The following is a 16,216-nucleotide window of genomic DNA, read 5'->3' on the forward strand; positions in this document are numbered from 1 at the left end:
ACACCATGCGACACGGTGATATTTCCAGCAGTGATGACACGGTCGGCGTTGCCGTCGTGAACTACAAGATGCCCCGCCTGCACACCAGGGACGAAGTACTCGATAACGCCCGCAAAATCGCCGACATGATTCAGGGGATCAAACAGGGCCTGCCCGGCCTGGATCTGATCATCTTCCCCGAGTACAGCACCATGGGGATCATGTACGACCACGACGAAATGATGGCAACCGCCACCACCATTCCCGGTGATGAAACCGCCATCTTTTCCGAAGCCTGCCGCCAGGCCGATACCTGGGGCGTATTTTCCCTCACCGGCGAGCGCCACGAAGAACATCCGGCCAAGGCGCCCTACAACACCCTGGTGTTGATCAACAACCAGGGCGAGATTGTGCAGAAGTACCGCAAGTGCCTGCCCTGGTGCCCCATTGAAGGCTGGTATCCCGGTGATCGCACCTATGTCAGCGAAGGCCCCAAGGGCATGAAACTGAGCCTGATCATCTGCGATGACGGCAACTACCCCGAGATCTGGCGCGACTGCGCCATGCGCGGCGCCGAACTGATTGTGCGCTGCCAGGGCTACATGTACCCGGCCAAGGAACAGCAGGTGATGATGTCAAAATCCATGGCCTGGGCCAACAACACCTATGTTGCCGTTGCCAACGCAGCCGGTTTTGATGGCGTCTACTCCTACTTCGGCCACTCCGCCATTGTCGGCTTCGATGGCCGCACCCTGGGCGAGTGTGGCGAAGAAGAGATGGGCGTGCAGTATGCCCAGCTGTCACTGAGCCAGATCCGTGATGCACGCAAAAATGACCAGTCCCAGAATCACCTGTTCAAACTGCTACATCGTGGCTACGCTGGTATTCATGCCTCCGGGGATGGTGACAAGGGCGTAGCCGATTGCCCGTTCGAATTTTACCGGAGTTGGGTGATGGATGCGGAGCGTACCCAGGCCCAGGTGGAAGCCATGACAAGGGACACCATCGGTGTTGCCGAGTGTCCGGTAGGTGATCTGCCGGTGGCTGAGCGCGAAAGGGAGGCAGGCTGAAAAGCCTGCTCACAAGGAGAGTCCCATGCCTTTCATCAATGATCTGCTGGCAGAAAACCGCACCCACACCCGGGAAGCCGGATCACCTGTGGCCGCAGATCAGCCTTCAGCCCTCCAATCCCGTTTCAGCTTTGATCCTCAGGCCATTACCGACCTGCTGAAACAGCGTTTGGCTGGCCAGCGTGAGGTCATCGAAGCCCTTGGCGAGCAACTACGCATCGTCAAGGCTGATCTCTGTGAGCCAGGCCGCCCTCTTTATGTGACGCTGTTTATCGGGGACACAGGCGTGGGCAAAACCGAGATCGTGCGGCTGCTGGCCCAGGCCATTCACGGCACCACCGACAGTTTCTGTCGCCTCGACATGAATACCCTCTCTCAAAGCCACTACAGCGCAGCCGTCACCGGCGCGCCTCCGGGCTATGTGGGCAGCAAGGAAGGCACCACCCTGTTCAATGAGGAACTGATCAAGGGCAGCTTTGACCGACCAGGCATCGTACTTTTCGACGAAATCGAAAAAGCCAGTAACGATGTCGCCCGTGCACTGATGAACGTACTGGATACCGGCAAGCTGAAACTTGCATCAGGCAACCGGGAGCTGGATTTCAGCAACTGCCTTATTTTCATGACCAGTAATGTCGGCTCCAAAGCCTGGATGCAGGTCCAGCGCCGTGCCAAGGGCTGCTGGCATCAACGCCTGATTAACCTGATGCGTACGCAGCCCCGTTCACGCAGGGCCCTGATCGAAGACGCCCTGCATGAGCGTTTTGATCCCGAGTTCATCAATCGCATCGACCGTGTTGAGCTGTTCGAGCCACTGTCCTCGGACCATCTCGAAACGATTGTCCAGCTCGAGCTGGAACGCACCAACCGACGCCTGAAACACAAGGGCATCGAAGTTCAGCTCACCCACAGTGCCATCGACCTTCTGTGTGAACAGGGCTTCGATGCCGAGTTTGGCGCCCGCGCCATACGTCGCAGTTTCCGCCAGCGGGTCATGCTGCCCCTGGCCGATTGCCTGCTGAATTTGCCGGCTTCATTGCCGGCGACACCGAGCACGCCCCCTCTGACCCTGATACGTGGCCATGCCGCCGAAGGTCAGATCCTGTTCAAACGGGTTCCTGACGAACCCGCTTCTCATACTTTACCCAAAGATCGCAGCCCTCAGGGGACTGCACAGGAGATGTAGCCATGACCGATACCATCATCAAAATCGATCTGAACAAATCCGCTTATGAGCATGACAATGTGCACAACCGCTGGCACCCGGATATTCCGATGGTTGCCAAGGTCAAACCCGGTGATGACTTCATCATCGAGTGTTTCGACTGGACCGGCGGTCAGATCGAAAACAATGACGATGCTTCAGACGTACGCGACGTTGACCTGACCCAGGTTCACTTCCTGTCCGGCCCGGTGGCCGTGGAAGGTGCCGAACCGGGCGACCTGCTGGAAGTGGATATTCTGGATATCGGCACCTTCGCCGATCAGCAGTGGGGCTTTAACGGCTTCTTCTCCAAGAAAAACGGCGGCGGCTTCCTCACCGACGAATTCCCGGAAGCGCAGAAATCGATCTGGGACTTCAACGGCATGTTCACCAAATCCCGCCACGTACCGGGCGTTGAGTTCGCCGGCATCCTGCACCCGGGCCTGATCGGCTGCCTGCCTTCCCAGGACATGCTCAACCAGTGGAACAGCCGTGAGAAAGAGCTGTTCGACACCGACCCTGAGCGCGAACCGGCGCTGGCCTGCCTGCCGTATGGCGAGACCGCACACATGGGCCGCCTGCAGGGTGACGACCGCGACAAGGCTGCAGCCGAAGGCGCCCGTACGGTTCCGCCCCGTGAACACGGCGGTAACTGTGACATCAAGGACCTGACCCGTGGTGCCAAGGTGTACTTCCCGGTCTACGTGGATGGTGCTGGCCTGTCAGTAGGCGACCTGCACTTCAGCCAGGGTGACGGTGAGATCACCTTCTGTGGCGCTATCGAGATGGCAGGCTGGATTCACCTGCGTGTGAACCTGATCAAGGGCGGCATGGAAAAATATGCCATCAAGAACCCGATCTTCAAACCCAGCCCGATGGTACCCAAGTACGACGATTACATGATCTTCGAAGGTATCTCTGTCGACGACAGCGGCAAGCAGCATTACCTGGATACCAGTCTGGCCTACAAACAGGCCTGCTTGAACGCCATCAACTACCTGCAGAAGTTCGGCTACTCGCCAGCTCAGGGTTACGCCATCCTCGGCTGTGCGCCGGTTCAGGGTCATATCAGTGGTGTGGTGGATATTCCGAACGCCTGCGCCACCCTGTGGCTGCCCACGGATATCTTTGATTTCGACTTTAAACCCAACGCCGACGGACCGAAAAAAATGCTCGATGGCAGCGTCGATATCCCGCTGGCACCTGATCTGAAGTAAGGAGACTGCTATGCCACTCTACGATTACAAATGCCCCGAGCATGGTGTTTTCTCCGAGCTGGCAACCATGGCAGAGCACGACAAGCCCTGCGCTTGTCCCACCTGCGGCACGCAAGCGCCGCGGGTGGTGGTGCTCCCGCCACAGATGTTGGCCATGCTGAAGGAAAAACGCGAAGCGATGGAACGCCACGAAAAGTCCAAGGAAGGGCCGGCGATTTTGACTGCCACGCAGTTCAGGGAACGGGAGGCCGAAAAGGAGGCTCGCGCTGCCCACGACCACAAGGGCTGTGGCTGCAACTCAAACAAGCGTAAAAGCAATCTGTTCTACACCGCCAATGGAGAAAAGTTCTTCCCCTCCATGCGGCCCTGGATGATCAGTCACTAGTCTGTGACTGTCGTGAAGGTACAAAAAAGGCCTGGTCCGCAAAGCGGGCCAGGCCTTTTCAGTTTCTACCTGCTTACTCGGATGCCGCGATCAGGCTGGCGTTACCGCCCGCCGCAGTAGTATCCACACAGAGGTGACGTTCGATCACGAAACGCTCCGGCAGAGTGTACTCAGTGATCACCGGCAGCAGCGCCCCCGTGCGAACGGCCAGCGCCTTGCGATAGGCACGCAACAGTTCTTCATCACCGGCGCTGGCGACGGCTTCAAAGCCGTCAACACTGCTCAGTGCTTCAGCCTGCAGAAGGCCATCAATGGCCACCACCGGCAGACCTGCCTGCATGGCAGCCGCCAGAGCAGACTCAACACCCGGTGCGATCACAACAACCTTGTTACCCTGAGACAACGCCACCTTGGCCTGTTCCAGTGCAGACGCCTTGTCCGGACCCAGGCAGAGCACCAGGCCACGGGCGCAGTTGCTCAGGCGGTTCAGCTCACCGGTCGGACCCGGCATGAACTCAGGCTCGGCATCCATCGGTGCCGGCACATCGTTGAACAGACGCTGCAGTTCGGTGGCACGGGCTTCCGGCGCCAGTACTGCAACCGCCTCCAGTTTGTCCAGCGCGGTTACCAGCGAACCGGCACTGATTGCAGCAGCACTTGTGTCTGCAGCCAACTGAGGAGCCGCGGCTGTTTTGAAGCGACGCACGTAGTGCGGACCACCCGCTTTCGGGCCGGTACCGGACAGGCCTTCGCCACCAAACGGCTGGGAGCCAACGATCGCACCGATCTGGTTACGGTTCACGTAGGCGTTACCCACTTTGATACGCTTGATGATGCGTTCAACGCGGTTATCCACACGGGTGTGCAGGCCGAAGGTCAGACCAAAGCCCTTGGCGTTGATCGCATCCACCACCTGATCCAGTTCGCTGGCTTCGAACGTCACCACATGCAGAACCGGGCCAAAGATCTCTTCGTCCAGTTCTTCAATGCCGTTCAGACGAATCACGGTCGGTGCCACAAAGGTACCTTCAGACGGAACGTCCAGCTTCTTCAGTACACGACCCATGCTTTCAAACTTGTCGCAGTGCGCCTGGATACCGGCCTGAGCATTCTTGTCGATAACCGGGCCCACATCGGTGGACAGCAACCAGGGGTTACCCACGCTCAGTTCATCCATGGCACCGAACAGCATTTCCAGCAGGTGATCGGCGATATCCTTCTGCACATAGAGCACACGCAGTGCAGAACAGCGCTGACCGGCACTCTGGAAAGAGGACGCCAGCACATCACGTACCACCTGCTCCGGCAGTGCCGTGGAGTCCACGATCATGGCGTTCAGACCACCGGTTTCCGCTACCAGCGGCGCATTGGGGTCCAGGTTTTCCGCCATCACCTTGTTGATACGCTGAGCGGTTGCGGTGGAACCGGTGAAGCAGACACCGGCGATACGCGGATCAGAGGTCAGCGCAGCACCCACGATAGAGCCCTGGCCCGGCAGCAGCTGAACCGCTTCCTTGGGAATACCGGCTTCGTGCATCAGCTCGACAGCACGTGTCGCCATCAGCGATGTGGTTTCTGCCGGCTTGGCCAGTACGGTGTTACCCGCCGCCAGTGCGGCCAGGATCTGGCCGGTGAAGATCGCCAGCGGGAAGTTCCACGGCGAGATACAGGTGATCACACCACGGGCTTCACCTTCCTCGGCAATGCGCACACCTTCAGTGGCGTAGTAACGGGCAAAATCCACCGCTTCACGCACTTCTGCAATACCGTCCAGCAGTGTTTTACCGGCTTCACGAGTAGCCAGTGCAAACAGCTCATGGGTGTTGGCCTCATACAGATCGCCCACGCGGGCAATGCGCTCGGCACGCTCTTCAGCAGACAGCGCAGACCAGGCGGTGAAGCCCTGCTGTGCAGCGGCAATGGCCTGATCAACATCAGCAACAGAAGCCTGGGTTACCTGGCCCACCAGATCAGTCGGATCAGCCGGGTTGCGTACTTCAATCACTTCATTGCCCAGCACTTCGCCTGCCAGAACCGGACCACCGGCCCAGGTCTGCTGACGGAAAGCACCGCGTGCCTGCTCCATGAACTCAACTTCTACCGGGTCGGTGATATCCCAGCCCCGGGAGTTGTCACGGTCTTCACCGAAGATACGCTCCGGACGCACAATCGCCTTACTGGAGATATCGGTTCCGAAGGCCTCAACCTGATCAATCGGGTCTTCCGCGATCTGCTCCGGCGTGATGCGGGTATCCACAATCTGGTTAACGAAGGAGCTGTTGGCACCGTTTTCCAGCAGGCGGCGAACCAGGTAAGCCAGCAGGTCCTGGTGCGCCCCCACCGGTGCATAGATACGGCAGCGGCCGTTGCCCTCTTCCATCACCGCTTCGTGCAGGGATTCACCCATGCCGTGCAGACGCTGGAATTCGAAGCAATCACGTCCCTGCGCCAGTTCCATGATGGCGGATACGGAGTGTGCGTTATGGGTCGCAAACTGCGGGTAGATACGATCGGTCATGGCCAGCAGCTTCTCGGCGCAGACCAGGTAAGATACGTCACTGCAGGCTTTGCGGGTGAATACCGGGAAGCCTTTCAGGCCCATGACCTGGGCACGTTTGATCTCGGCATCCCAGTAGGCGCCTTTTACCAGACGGACCATGATGCGACGGTCCAGTTTCTGGGCCAGGGCATAGAGCCAGTCCAGCACGTGTGCGGCACGTTTGCCGAAGGCCTGAACAACCACGCCGAAACCATCCCAGCCGGCCAGTTCAGGGTCAGACAGAATCGCTTCGATCACATCCAGTGACAGGTCCAGACGATCCGCTTCTTCCGCGTCGATGTTGAAGCCCATGTTGGCGCGCTTGGCCTGCTTGGCCAGCTCCAGTGCTCGCGGCACCAGTTCGCTCATGACGCGGTCACGCTGACCAAATTCATAGCGTGCATGCAGCGCCGACAGCTTCACGGAGATACCGGGGTTGTCACGGATATCCGCATGCTTGCAGTTGTCTGCCAGGGCGCTGATGGCGCTGGCGTAGTCACGCTTGTAACGCTCGGCATCGGCGTCGGTACGCGCCGCTTCGCCCAGCATGTCGTAAGAGTAGGTGTAGCCCTTGGCTTCGTACTTCTTGGCACGGGCCTGGGCTTCATCGATGGTACGGCCCAGTACGAACTGACGGCCCATCTCTTTCATTGCCTGGTGGGCAACTGTACGGATCATCGGCTCGCCCATACGCTTGGCCAGGCCACGCAGGGTTTCCATCAGGTTTTTCTGGTCAGACGGGCTGATCAGCTTGCCTGCAACCATGAGGCCCCAGGTGGTGGTGTTGATCAGGGAAGACTTGGCCTTGCCGCGGTGATCAGACCATTTGCCGGAGGCGATCTTGTCTTCGATCAGGTCATGAATGGTGATGTTATCGGGCACACGCAGCAGGGCTTCGGCCAGACACATCAGGGCCACGCCTTCTTTGGTGGTGAGGCCGTATTCCGCCAGGAATTTTTCCATCATGGTCGGCTTGGAGTTGTCACGCACCTTGCGTACCAGCTCCGCCGCGCGGGTAGAAATCGCCTGACGAACCTGTTTCGATAGCTCTGCAGAGGCGATCAGGCCACTGATAACCTGGTACTCATCGGCCAGATAGTGCTCTTGCACCGCCTGACGGCATGTGTCCAATGACAGGGATTCAGTTCGCTGTTGTTGGGCCATTTTATTCTCCTCTACAGTAAGCTTTTGGCTCATTCTACACAGCTACGCATTACCAATTTTCCTATATTAGCCCTGCATAACTGCGCCATAGATTCATAATCAGTTCATATTTTTTAAACATAGACTACGAATCAGAGATAAATAGAGATTTTGCCTAGCGACGACCTTCAAGCGCCCATATAAAAAGCCCCGGCACTGGGCCGGGGAACGAAGGTCGGCACAGCGAACATTCGCTGTAACCAGGCAAAAGACTCCGCTCCTGCGAGCAGGAGCAAAGGAAAGGTCAGAACAGGATCAACTGGCCAGCTCGCGCAGTACCCCTTGAGCCACAGACAGGACAGCACAGTCGATTACGGCCGTCCCCTGAATATCCGCCAGCGTCTTGCGCCAGCGGGTTACGCGGCGCTCGTTACGCTCACACCACTGCTCAACGCGCACGGCCGGTGGTCCCTGTTCGGTTTCCACTTGCTCGCACACCCGTGTTGTAAGACAGCGTAGCTGATGATCCAGTTCATTGCGGAAACTGATCACCGCCATCGCCTGCCAGTGGCTCTCCGGTCGCAAGGCTCGCATCTGTCCATCCAGCCAGGTCAGGTTGAGTCCCTCACCCAGCGAGAAATAGACCCCGGCCACCTCTTTCACCGGACAATCCAGCTGCAGACTGATATCGATGATATCCATCAGCCAGTAGCGGCTTTCAGTGGAGGCGCAGTAGAGCGCCAGCTGTTCCGGCGCACCGTCGGCCAGCAACTGCTCAAAACCTTTTTCCCAGCGTGATCGGGGAATGATCTCGGCCAATGCATCCGGTGAGGCCATTACCTGCGCCAGCGCCGGTTGATACGCCTCTACCAGCCCTTCCGGGTCGAGCGCCTGGCGACGGTACTGCAGTAGCCAATGACTGCCACGCGCCAGCAGGCTGGTCAGATCCTTGAGCATGCGAACCTGCACATCGGTGCTGACCTGGCCATCCAGTGCTTCGATATCCATCCAGCGTTCTTCCACGCCAAACAGATGACGCGCCACCAGATAGGCTGCGGCAATATCCGCCGGCTGTGCGCCACTGGCAGCCCGCATCTTGTCGATGTAGGTGATGCCCATGTGGTTGATCAAATCATTGGCGATCTGGGTCGCACTGATCTCGGCGCGCAAGCGATGCTGCTCCACCGCACCCGGGAAGCGTGCCAGCAAGGACGCCGGAAACGCCGAGTACAGAGGGCTGGTGTAACGCTCGTCTTGGGTAATCCAGGCATTGATCAGCGCCTGTTTAAGCTCAATCTTGGCGTAGGAGATCAGCACCGACAGCTCCGGTCGGCTCAATCCCAGCCCCTGACCACGTCGGTGTTGCAGTTCGTCATCGGTGGGCAGATATTCCAGCGCACGGTCCAGCTTGCCGGCATCTTCCAGGCGCTTGATAAAGCGCAGGTGATCATCCAGCGAGGCCGGTGCACTGGCAGTAGCGACCGTGAGCGCAAACGCCTGACGGTAGTTGTTCTTGAGCACCAGCTCTGCCACTTCAGACGTCATCTCACGCAGCAACTGGTTACGCTCTTCCAGCGTGATGTCGCCCTGCTGCACCCGCTCGTTGAGCAGAATCTTGATGTTCACCTCGTGGTCGGAGCAATCCACACCACCGGCGTTATCGATAAAGTCGGTATTGGCGGCACCGCCGTTCAGCGCGTACTCGATACGGCCTCGCTGGGTCGCCCCCAGGTTGCCGCCCTCACCCAACACACGACAGCGCAGCTGTTCGGCATTAACCCTGAGGGCATCGTTGGACTTGTCACCCACTTCGTCGTGAGTTTCCTGGCGCGCCTTGATATAGGTGCCGATGCCACCGTTCCAGAGCAGATCTACCGGTGCTGTCAGCATCGCCTGAATCAATTCATTGGGCGGCAGGCGCTCGGCGTCGGTCTGCAACAAGGTGCGCATCTCGTCTGTCAGCGGAATCCACTTGGCGGCGCGGGAGAAAATGCCGCCGCCCTTGCTGATCAGGCTGGCGTTGTAATCTTCCCAGGAAGAACGTGGCAGCTCGAACAGGCGCTTGCGCTCCTGGAAGGACGCCGCAGCATCCGGTGTCGGGTCGATAAAGATATGCAGATGGTTGAATGCCCCTACCAGCTGGATCTGATCCGACAACAGCATGCCGTTACCGAATACATCCCCTGCCATGTCGCCGATACCCACGGCGGTAAAGGTCTGGCTCTGGCTGTCATGGCCCTTTTCGCGGAAGTGACGCTTGACCGATTCCCAGGCACCACGGGCGGTGATGCCCATTTTCTTGTGGTCATAGCCTTCACTGCCACCGGAGGCGAAGGCATCGCCCAGCCAGAAGCCGTATTCATCTGCAATGCTGTTGGCAATATCCGAGAAGGTCGCGGTGCCCTTGTCAGCCGCTACGACCAGGTAGGGGTCATCTTCATCATGACGCACCACATCCTGCGGCGGTACGACTTCACCGGCGACCAGGTTATCGGCAAGATCCAGAAGACCACGGATAAAGGTCTGATAGCAGGCCACACCTTCGGCATGCAGGGCCTCACGACCACCGGACTGTGGCGGCTGCTTGACGATAAAGCCGCCCTTGGCGCCCACCGGGACAATCACGGAGTTCTTCACCTGCTGAGCTTTAACCAGCCCCAGCACCTCGGTGCGGTAGTCTTCCACGCGATCCGACCAGCGCAGACCACCACGCGCAATTCGCCCGGCACGCAGGTGCACACCTTCGACACGGGGTGAATAGACAAAGATTTCAAAACGGGGGCGCGGCTGGGGAATATCCGGAATCACGCCGGGTTCCAGCTTGAACGAGAAGTAGGGTTTATGAACACCGGCTTCATCGCACTGATAGAAGTTGGTTCTCAGGGTCGCTTTAATGAGGACATAGAAGCGGCGCAGGATACGGTCATCATCCAGGGTTTCCACCTGCTCCAGCGCGTGCAGAATATCCTGCTCAATGCGCTCGAACACCACCTGACGACGGTCATTCAGCGGAATTTCGGGTTCAAAGCGGGCACGGAAATAGGACAGCAGCAGCCGTGCCAGCGTCAGATGTCGACTGAGTGTATCGGCAATGAAGTGCTGACTGAAACCAAAACGCAGCTGCTTCATATAGCGGCCATAGGCACGCAGCAATGCCACTTCGCGCCAGTCCATACCGGCACGCACGATCAGCTGGTTGTAGGAATCATTATCGGCCAGCCCCTGCCAGATGGGCGCGATCGCCCGCTGCAGCATCTGCTTGCCCTGCTCCTGCGTCTCGGCACAGCCCGGCAGGCTGACACAGAAATCACTGATACCGAAAGACGCACCATCTGCACAGTGCAGAGTGTAAGGATGCTCGCCCAGTACCCGCATGCCCAGGTGCTCCAGCATCGGAATCACATCGGACAGTACCAGCGGCTCGCCGGGGCAATAGAGTTTAAAACGCAGCTCACCGTCTCTGAGGTCATCGGTCTGATAAAAAGCCAGACGCACGCCTTCACTCTCGGACAGGGCAACCAGATGCATCAGGTCTGCCGCAGCCTGGGGCGCGGAAAAACGCGCACGATAAGCGATGGAGAAAGCCCCGCGAAAATGTTGAGCCAGCTCGCTGCCGGCTTCTTGACCCAGTTGGGAGAGTAATTGGTTGCCGAGATCATCATCCCAGGAGCCGGACACTTCCAGTACCCTGGCTTCGATAGCCGCCAGGTCCTGCGGCGAAGGCACCGCATCGGAATCGTTGGAAAATACTATTGCAGACTCGGCTTCCGCCTCATCGAGTTGGTCTCGCATGAGATTCGCAAGCTGCTCGAGTACGGTTTTTTTTGTTGACGAGCAGATATAGGCCATGGCTCCCCCGGGTGCACTTCTTGGCGTGTTGGGTTGTTAGTCACACCCGCCCGAGACAGACGCTGGGGTTGCCATCACCACGATACCCGGCCGCCGTCTCGAACAGGATGTTCCAACTAGTATAGACACAGCAGAGAAGTCACATTCACTATATACTTAACAGGCAAAGACACTTGGCCTTTATTTCAACGCCAGCAAAGATAAAGTGAAGAACCAAAGATAACGTTATGGTCGATTTGGATAGACTTGATCACGCCATCCTCACTGAGCTGCAGCAGAATGCTCGCATCACCGTGACAGAGCTGGCTTCACGGGTAGGCTTGTCCAAGACACCCTGCCAGATTCGCATGAAACGACTGGAGGAGCAGGGCTATATTCTCGGCTACACCGCACTGGTCGATCAGACCAAGCTGGGGCTGAACCATGTCGCCTTTGCCCAGGTTACGCTGAACGATACCAGCAGCAAGGCACTGGATGCGTTCAACAAGGCGGTGCGCAAGATCTCCGCGGTAGAAGAGTGCCACATGATTGCGGCCAACTTTGATTATCAGCTCAAGGTGCGTACCCGCAATATGGAAGAGTACCGTGCCGTACTGGGCGAACAGATATCCTCCCTGCCCCATGTACTCCAGACCAGCACCTTCGTGGTGATGGAAAGCGTACGTGACGCCGGCCACCAGGCCGACTAGATACCCGATGTTGAGCTGAAGCGGATACCCTGCCATGAAGATCGGAGAACTGGCCAAACAGACAGATGTTGCCGTCGAGACCATTCGCTATTACGAAAAGATCGGTCTGTTGCCACCCCCTATCCGCAGCGCCAATGGCTATCGCCACTATAAAGCAGCACACAAGGACCGGCTGATATTTATCCGTCGCTGCCGCAGCCTTGATATGGCACAGGATGAAATCCGTGAGCTGATCCGCCTGGCTGACCAACCCGATGCTGACTGCAGTGATGTGGACGCCCTGCTTGAACACCATCTGCAGCATGTACGCACACGTCTGCGAGAACTGTCCAGTCTGGAACAGACCCTGACCTCGCTGCAGCAAGCCTGTAACCAGGGCAGGACAATACAGGAGTGTGGCATTCTGGGCTCACTGACCGCCGACGAATTTGCCAGCCACCTGCCAGACGAAGCACACAACCACGTACCCGGCACCCATGGTGCGCAGGATAAAAAAGGCGATTGACTCTATAGTAACTACAGGGTTTTCAATGGGTCTATCACTCGACTGAATAAGGAGATCCATCATGGCGTGCAGCTGTTCCGGTCCTGAAAACACAACACCCTCCGAGGGCTTTCGCAAGGCACTCTGGTTTGCCCTCATCGTGAATGCCACGATGTTCATCGTGGAAGGCATTGCCAGTCTGCAGTCCGGCTCGGTATCGCTCATGGCCGACGCCATCGACTTCTTTGGCGATAGCGCTAACTACATACTGTCTCTGAGTGTGCTCTCCATGGGGATGCTTTGGCGCAGCCGCGCAGCACTGGTGAAAGGTGTCACCATGGCACTGTTCGGACTGGTAGTCTGGGTGCGTGCCATCTGGCTGATGCAGACCGGCACCGTGCCGGAGCCGTTGACCATGGGGGCTGTGGGTATACTGGCGCTGCTGGCCAACGTCAGTGTCGCTTTTGTACTCTTTCGCTTCCGCGAGGGTGATTCGGATATGCGTTCGGTCTGGCTATGCAGCCGCAACGATGCCATTGGTAACCTGGCCGTAATGGCTGCAGCATTGGGTGTATTTGGCACCGGCAGTGCCTGGCCCGACCTGGCCGTCGCTGCCATTATGGGTACATTGGCCGTCACCGCAGGCATCAGTGTGATCCGCCATGCCCGCTCCGATATGGCACAGGCAACCGCCAGTAAAGCAGGCTCAGCTGCTCACTAAGCCTGAAGTATCCACCGCCTGGGGGGCGTTGTCCTGATAACGGTTAATGACCCCCAGCATCTCATCAAAGTGTTCCAACACCAACGCTACCAACGCCGGATCAAACTGCCCACCTGAGCTGTCCTTGAAGTACTGGTAAACCTCATCTTCCGGCCAGGGCTCTTTGTAACAACGGCGCGAAATCAAGGCATCGAACACATCGGCCACCGCTACAATGCGGCCATAGATATGAATATCTTCGCCTTTCAAGCCCTGTGGATAACCCTCACCATCCCAACGCTCATGATGATGCAGAGCAATAATACTGGCGGCCTGCAGCAAGGGACGACGCGAGTGGCTAAACACATCATGTCCTTTCTGGCTGTGCGTTTGCATGATAGCAAACTCTTCATCGGTCAGCTTACCGGGCTTGTTCAAAATGCTGTCAGGAACACCAACCTTGCCAATATCATGCATGGGCGAGGCATCATGCAGTTCATTACAGGATTCCTCATTCAATCCCAGCTTCCGCCCCAAGAGTTGGCTTAGCTCCGCTACACGTACAACATGATTGGCGGTTTCACGGCTGCGTGCTTCGCCAATGGCGCCCATGGTCAAAATGATCTCGCGTTGGGTCGACTGGATCTCCTGATTCGCCGCTTCAAGTTCAGCATTACGTTGCAGCACCAACTGGTTAAACGCATTCACCTTGGCCGCAAACTCATCCAGCTCCAGTGATTCTATCCCCGTGGTATCAATGTTCTCATTGGCCAGATAGCTTTGCTGAGTACGCTCAACCAGCCATTGCAAAGGATCGCGTACATTACGATCCAGCACCCAGACCAATACACGTCCCACCATAATAAGTGCCAACACAAACAAAACGATTAAGGCGAGCAGGTAGTAGCTGGACATCATCAGGTATTCAGAGGTGTCGACCTTGAAATCCAATACCGCCAACACCTCGCCCGGGCGTGCTTCATGACAGGAAAGACAGGGGACAGAGGCGCTGTCTTCAGCGGTATAGGGATAGAGAATGCGCATCATGCTATCCGTGGTAAATAACCCTGTGCTGGTGGTGACAACTTCGGCACGGCTGAAAGCCCTCTGCACCTGCGCATCGCTCAAGGCATCCGGCTGTTCTCTGAGGTTGAACTGGGCATTCAATGAAGGCGAACGCACAACTCTGAGTTCACTGATACCCGGCAACTGCCCTGCCAAGGCAATCAGTTTTTCCTTCTCCTCAAAGTTGCTGGAGAGCATGTGGGATGTGAGCGTGGTCTCCACCGATTTCGCCAGTGAAAGCCCTTTATCGCGCATGGTTTGATTCACCAGTGAATGGAAATCAAAAGCAATGATGAGCAACACGCTCACCAGAAAGACAAATGCCGACCATAGGGTCTTACGCAGCGTAATGGTTTTGATACTGGGCTTCATATCGACGCGCTCTCCCTGAGCCTGGATTCAGATGCGTTTTTCTACATCGCCCAGCAGCCGATCAATTCCCTGACTGACTTTCAGGCTGGCCATTTCCATACGCTCAAGCTGACCCAGCATTCCTCTGGCATCGCCACGAGCGCCGGCCTGCAAAGCTTCACGCCCCGCTTCGTGAACCACCTGATGCGGTTTTTCCAACGCGCGAAAGCTATCAAGGCCCGAGTACTTCCTACTACCATAGCCCTCGTAATACCATTTGCCCAGCCGACACTCACTATGGCTGTTCACTCCCTGATGCCAGTTCTGGCGTTCCACCAACCCGTATACCTGGTTCTTCCAGACAGCATGGTCCAGCTTGACGGTATTAAGGAAGGAGTTGGTTGTGGTGATGCGAATGATGCGCTGCATGTCATTGGAACGGTTTATCACCTCGCTCACAATCGAGTCGACCTGTACGGCAGACGTAGCCACCTCAGCGGCACTCTCCTTGTTCAAGGACACGGCCGACTTGAGTGCGCTGGCCTGATCCATTACCTGCTCCACCAACGCTTCAATCTCATCGGTCGCATCATGTGCCTTGGTCGCCAACGCACGTACCTCGTCGGCCACCACGGAGAATCCTCTACCCGCCTCCCCCGCACGCGCCGCTTCAATGGCTGCATTCAGCGCCAACAGGTTGGTCTGGTCCGAAATATTCTGAATGCTGGTTAGCAAGCCACTGATGGCGTGTGCGGTACGGTCCAGAGTGGATACCGCTGTCATACTGGCATCCGCCTGCTCGTTGATCAGATTGGCGCGCTGCCCCAGCTTGTTCAGCGCCTCATGCGTTTCGTCGAATACAGAGTCAAGGCGCTTTAGTTTTTTCCGCTCTTCAATCAATTGCTCAGCGGAACCGGCCAATCCCTCACGAATACTGAGCAGCATATCGCCGCCTTTCAACTGCCAGGCCATCACTTCGGATTCATTCTCCCGACTCTGCTGCAACTGCTGTAACTGAGCCGCCTGCTCTTCCACCAGTGCCTGCAGCTCAGCCTTGTCCCGGGCATGTTGATCACGAGCAGACACCAATTCGGCCTGCAGGGATTCAATCTGGTGACGCTCTTTTCGTGTAAACAACCGCATAAATGCCTCTGATCTTGATACGTAAGGCCGGGTCGAGCCAGGGAAGGAGAGAATGAAAGCGCGCTCTTCGAGGTCAGGCCATACCCGAATCTGACAATGACTTAAACACACAAGCGCTAAATTAACACAAAACACCTAATGTCATAAAGGTCACTTATTAACTTATTGCCATATGGAATAAAGCCATGACCCTGGTCATGAAGTCACGGCAAAGCTTGCTTCTCAAAGCAAAGGTGAGCCATGACGACGCTATCGCCCTTCCGAAACAGAAAGTCACGCACACATACAAAGAAATGACATAAAACAGCATCTGACACTATTGTCACTAAAAACCCACATTAGCTATAATGGTTAAAAACCATTCAACTTACTAACTAAGCTATATAAAGCTACTTGAG

General features: G+C 57.0%; 11 protein-coding genes and 1 pseudogene. 7 read left to right on the forward strand and 5 right to left on the reverse strand.

The window, feature by feature from the left end; genetic code table 11:
• The first annotated feature begins 5 nt into the window (after positions 1-5).
• From BW956_RS02725 to BW956_RS02740, 4 genes are read left to right on the forward strand one after another with little or no spacing between them, the layout of a single operon-like run.
• Positions 6-1,049, forward strand: a complete 1,044-nt coding sequence (locus tag BW956_RS02725; RefSeq protein WP_076460608.1) for an aliphatic amidase — start codon at positions 6-8, stop codon at positions 1,047-1,049.
• Between the two features lie 25 nt (positions 1,050-1,074).
• Complete coding sequence (locus BW956_RS02730) at positions 1,075-2,235, forward strand: AAA family ATPase (RefSeq protein WP_076460610.1); 1,161 nt, start codon at positions 1,075-1,077, stop codon at positions 2,233-2,235.
• 2 nt (positions 2,236-2,237) lie between these two features.
• Positions 2,238-3,470 carry a formamidase gene (gene fmdA, locus BW956_RS02735; protein WP_076460612.1) on the forward strand — a complete coding sequence of 411 codons (1,233 nt, stop codon included), beginning with the start codon at positions 2,238-2,240 and terminating at the stop codon, positions 3,468-3,470.
• Between the two features lie 10 nt (positions 3,471-3,480).
• Positions 3,481-3,855 carry an FmdB family zinc ribbon protein gene (locus tag BW956_RS02740; RefSeq protein ID WP_010323234.1) on the forward strand — a complete coding sequence of 125 codons (375 nt, stop codon included), beginning with the start codon at positions 3,481-3,483 and terminating at the stop codon, positions 3,853-3,855.
• Positions 3,856-3,928: 73 nt separating this feature from the next.
• Here BW956_RS02740 and putA read toward each other — a convergent pair whose 3' ends face one another.
• On the reverse strand, positions 3,929-7,558 hold the full coding sequence (gene putA, locus BW956_RS02745; RefSeq protein WP_076460614.1) for a bifunctional proline dehydrogenase/L-glutamate gamma-semialdehyde dehydrogenase PutA: 3,630 nt from the start codon (positions 7,556-7,558) through the stop codon (positions 3,929-3,931).
• Between the two features lie 294 nt (positions 7,559-7,852).
• The gene (locus BW956_RS02750) at positions 7,853-11,329 is read right to left on the reverse strand and encodes an NAD-glutamate dehydrogenase (RefSeq protein WP_244894313.1); all 3,477 of its coding nucleotides are present in this window, start codon (positions 11,327-11,329) and stop codon (positions 7,853-7,855) included.
• 284 nt (positions 11,330-11,613) lie between these two features.
• Here BW956_RS02750 and BW956_RS02755 point away from each other — a divergent pair, with 284 nt between their 5' ends.
• From BW956_RS02755 to BW956_RS02765, 3 genes are all read left to right on the forward strand, one after another.
• Positions 11,614-12,075, forward strand: coding sequence for an Lrp/AsnC family transcriptional regulator (locus BW956_RS02755; protein ID WP_076460617.1), 462 nt, complete (start codon positions 11,614-11,616; stop codon positions 12,073-12,075).
• 34 nt (positions 12,076-12,109) lie between these two features.
• Positions 12,110-12,580, forward strand: a complete 471-nt coding sequence (gene cadR / locus BW956_RS02760; protein ID WP_076460618.1) for a Cd(II)/Pb(II)-responsive transcriptional regulator — start codon at positions 12,110-12,112, stop codon at positions 12,578-12,580.
• A gap of 61 nt (positions 12,581-12,641) precedes the next feature.
• Positions 12,642-13,280 carry a cation efflux transmembrane domain-containing protein gene (locus BW956_RS02765; RefSeq protein ID WP_076460620.1) on the forward strand — a complete coding sequence of 213 codons (639 nt, stop codon included), beginning with the start codon at positions 12,642-12,644 and terminating at the stop codon, positions 13,278-13,280.
• Here BW956_RS02765 and BW956_RS02770 read toward each other — a convergent pair.
• The 3 genes and pseudogenes from BW956_RS02770 to BW956_RS22845 all read right to left on the reverse strand — a co-directional run.
• Entirely contained in the window at positions 13,266-14,696 is a 1,431-nt protein-coding gene (locus tag BW956_RS02770; protein WP_076460621.1) for an HD-GYP domain-containing protein, read from the reverse strand. The genes BW956_RS02765 and BW956_RS02770 overlap by 15 nt on opposite strands.
• Positions 14,697-14,723: 27 nt before the next feature.
• The gene (locus BW956_RS22840; protein WP_244894320.1) at positions 14,724-15,104 is read right to left on the reverse strand and encodes a CZB domain-containing protein; all 381 of its coding nucleotides are present in this window, start codon (positions 15,102-15,104) and stop codon (positions 14,724-14,726) included.
• A gap of 36 nt (positions 15,105-15,140) precedes the next feature.
• Positions 15,141-15,818, reverse strand: a pseudogene (locus BW956_RS22845) (methyl-accepting chemotaxis protein); the annotation flags it as partial.
• Positions 15,819-16,216 lie beyond the last annotated feature (398 nt).

The organism is Marinobacterium stanieri, assembly GCF_900155945.1.
In the GTDB taxonomy this organism is placed as follows: Bacteria; Pseudomonadota; Gammaproteobacteria; order Pseudomonadales; family Balneatricaceae; genus Marinobacterium; species Marinobacterium stanieri.

What these genes read in the sequence shown, in the direction of transcription:
- BW956_RS02765 (WP_076460620.1), top strand. Translation starts at nt 12,642, where the DNA reads ATGGCGTGCAGCTGTTCCGGTCCTGAAAACACAACACCCTCCGAGGGC.
- BW956_RS22840 (WP_244894320.1), bottom strand. Translation starts at nt 15,104, where the DNA reads ATGCAGCGCATCATTCGCATCACCACAACCAACTCCTTCCTTAATACC.
- putA (WP_076460614.1), bottom strand. Translation starts at nt 7,558, where the DNA reads ATGGCCCAACAACAGCGAACTGAATCCCTGTCATTGGACACATGCCGT.
- BW956_RS02740 (WP_010323234.1), top strand. Translation starts at nt 3,481, where the DNA reads ATGCCACTCTACGATTACAAATGCCCCGAGCATGGTGTTTTCTCCGAG.
- BW956_RS02725 (WP_076460608.1), top strand. Translation starts at nt 6, where the DNA reads ATGCGACACGGTGATATTTCCAGCAGTGATGACACGGTCGGCGTTGCC.
- BW956_RS02750 (WP_244894313.1), bottom strand. Translation starts at nt 11,329, where the DNA reads ATGCGAGACCAACTCGATGAGGCGGAAGCCGAGTCTGCAATAGTATTT.
- BW956_RS02730 (WP_076460610.1), top strand. Translation starts at nt 1,075, where the DNA reads ATGCCTTTCATCAATGATCTGCTGGCAGAAAACCGCACCCACACCCGG.
- fmdA (WP_076460612.1), top strand. Translation starts at nt 2,238, where the DNA reads ATGACCGATACCATCATCAAAATCGATCTGAACAAATCCGCTTATGAG.
- cadR (WP_076460618.1), top strand. Translation starts at nt 12,110, where the DNA reads ATGAAGATCGGAGAACTGGCCAAACAGACAGATGTTGCCGTCGAGACC.
- BW956_RS02770 (WP_076460621.1), bottom strand. Translation starts at nt 14,696, where the DNA reads ATGAAGCCCAGTATCAAAACCATTACGCTGCGTAAGACCCTATGGTCG.
- BW956_RS02755 (WP_076460617.1), top strand. Translation starts at nt 11,614, where the DNA reads ATGGTCGATTTGGATAGACTTGATCACGCCATCCTCACTGAGCTGCAG.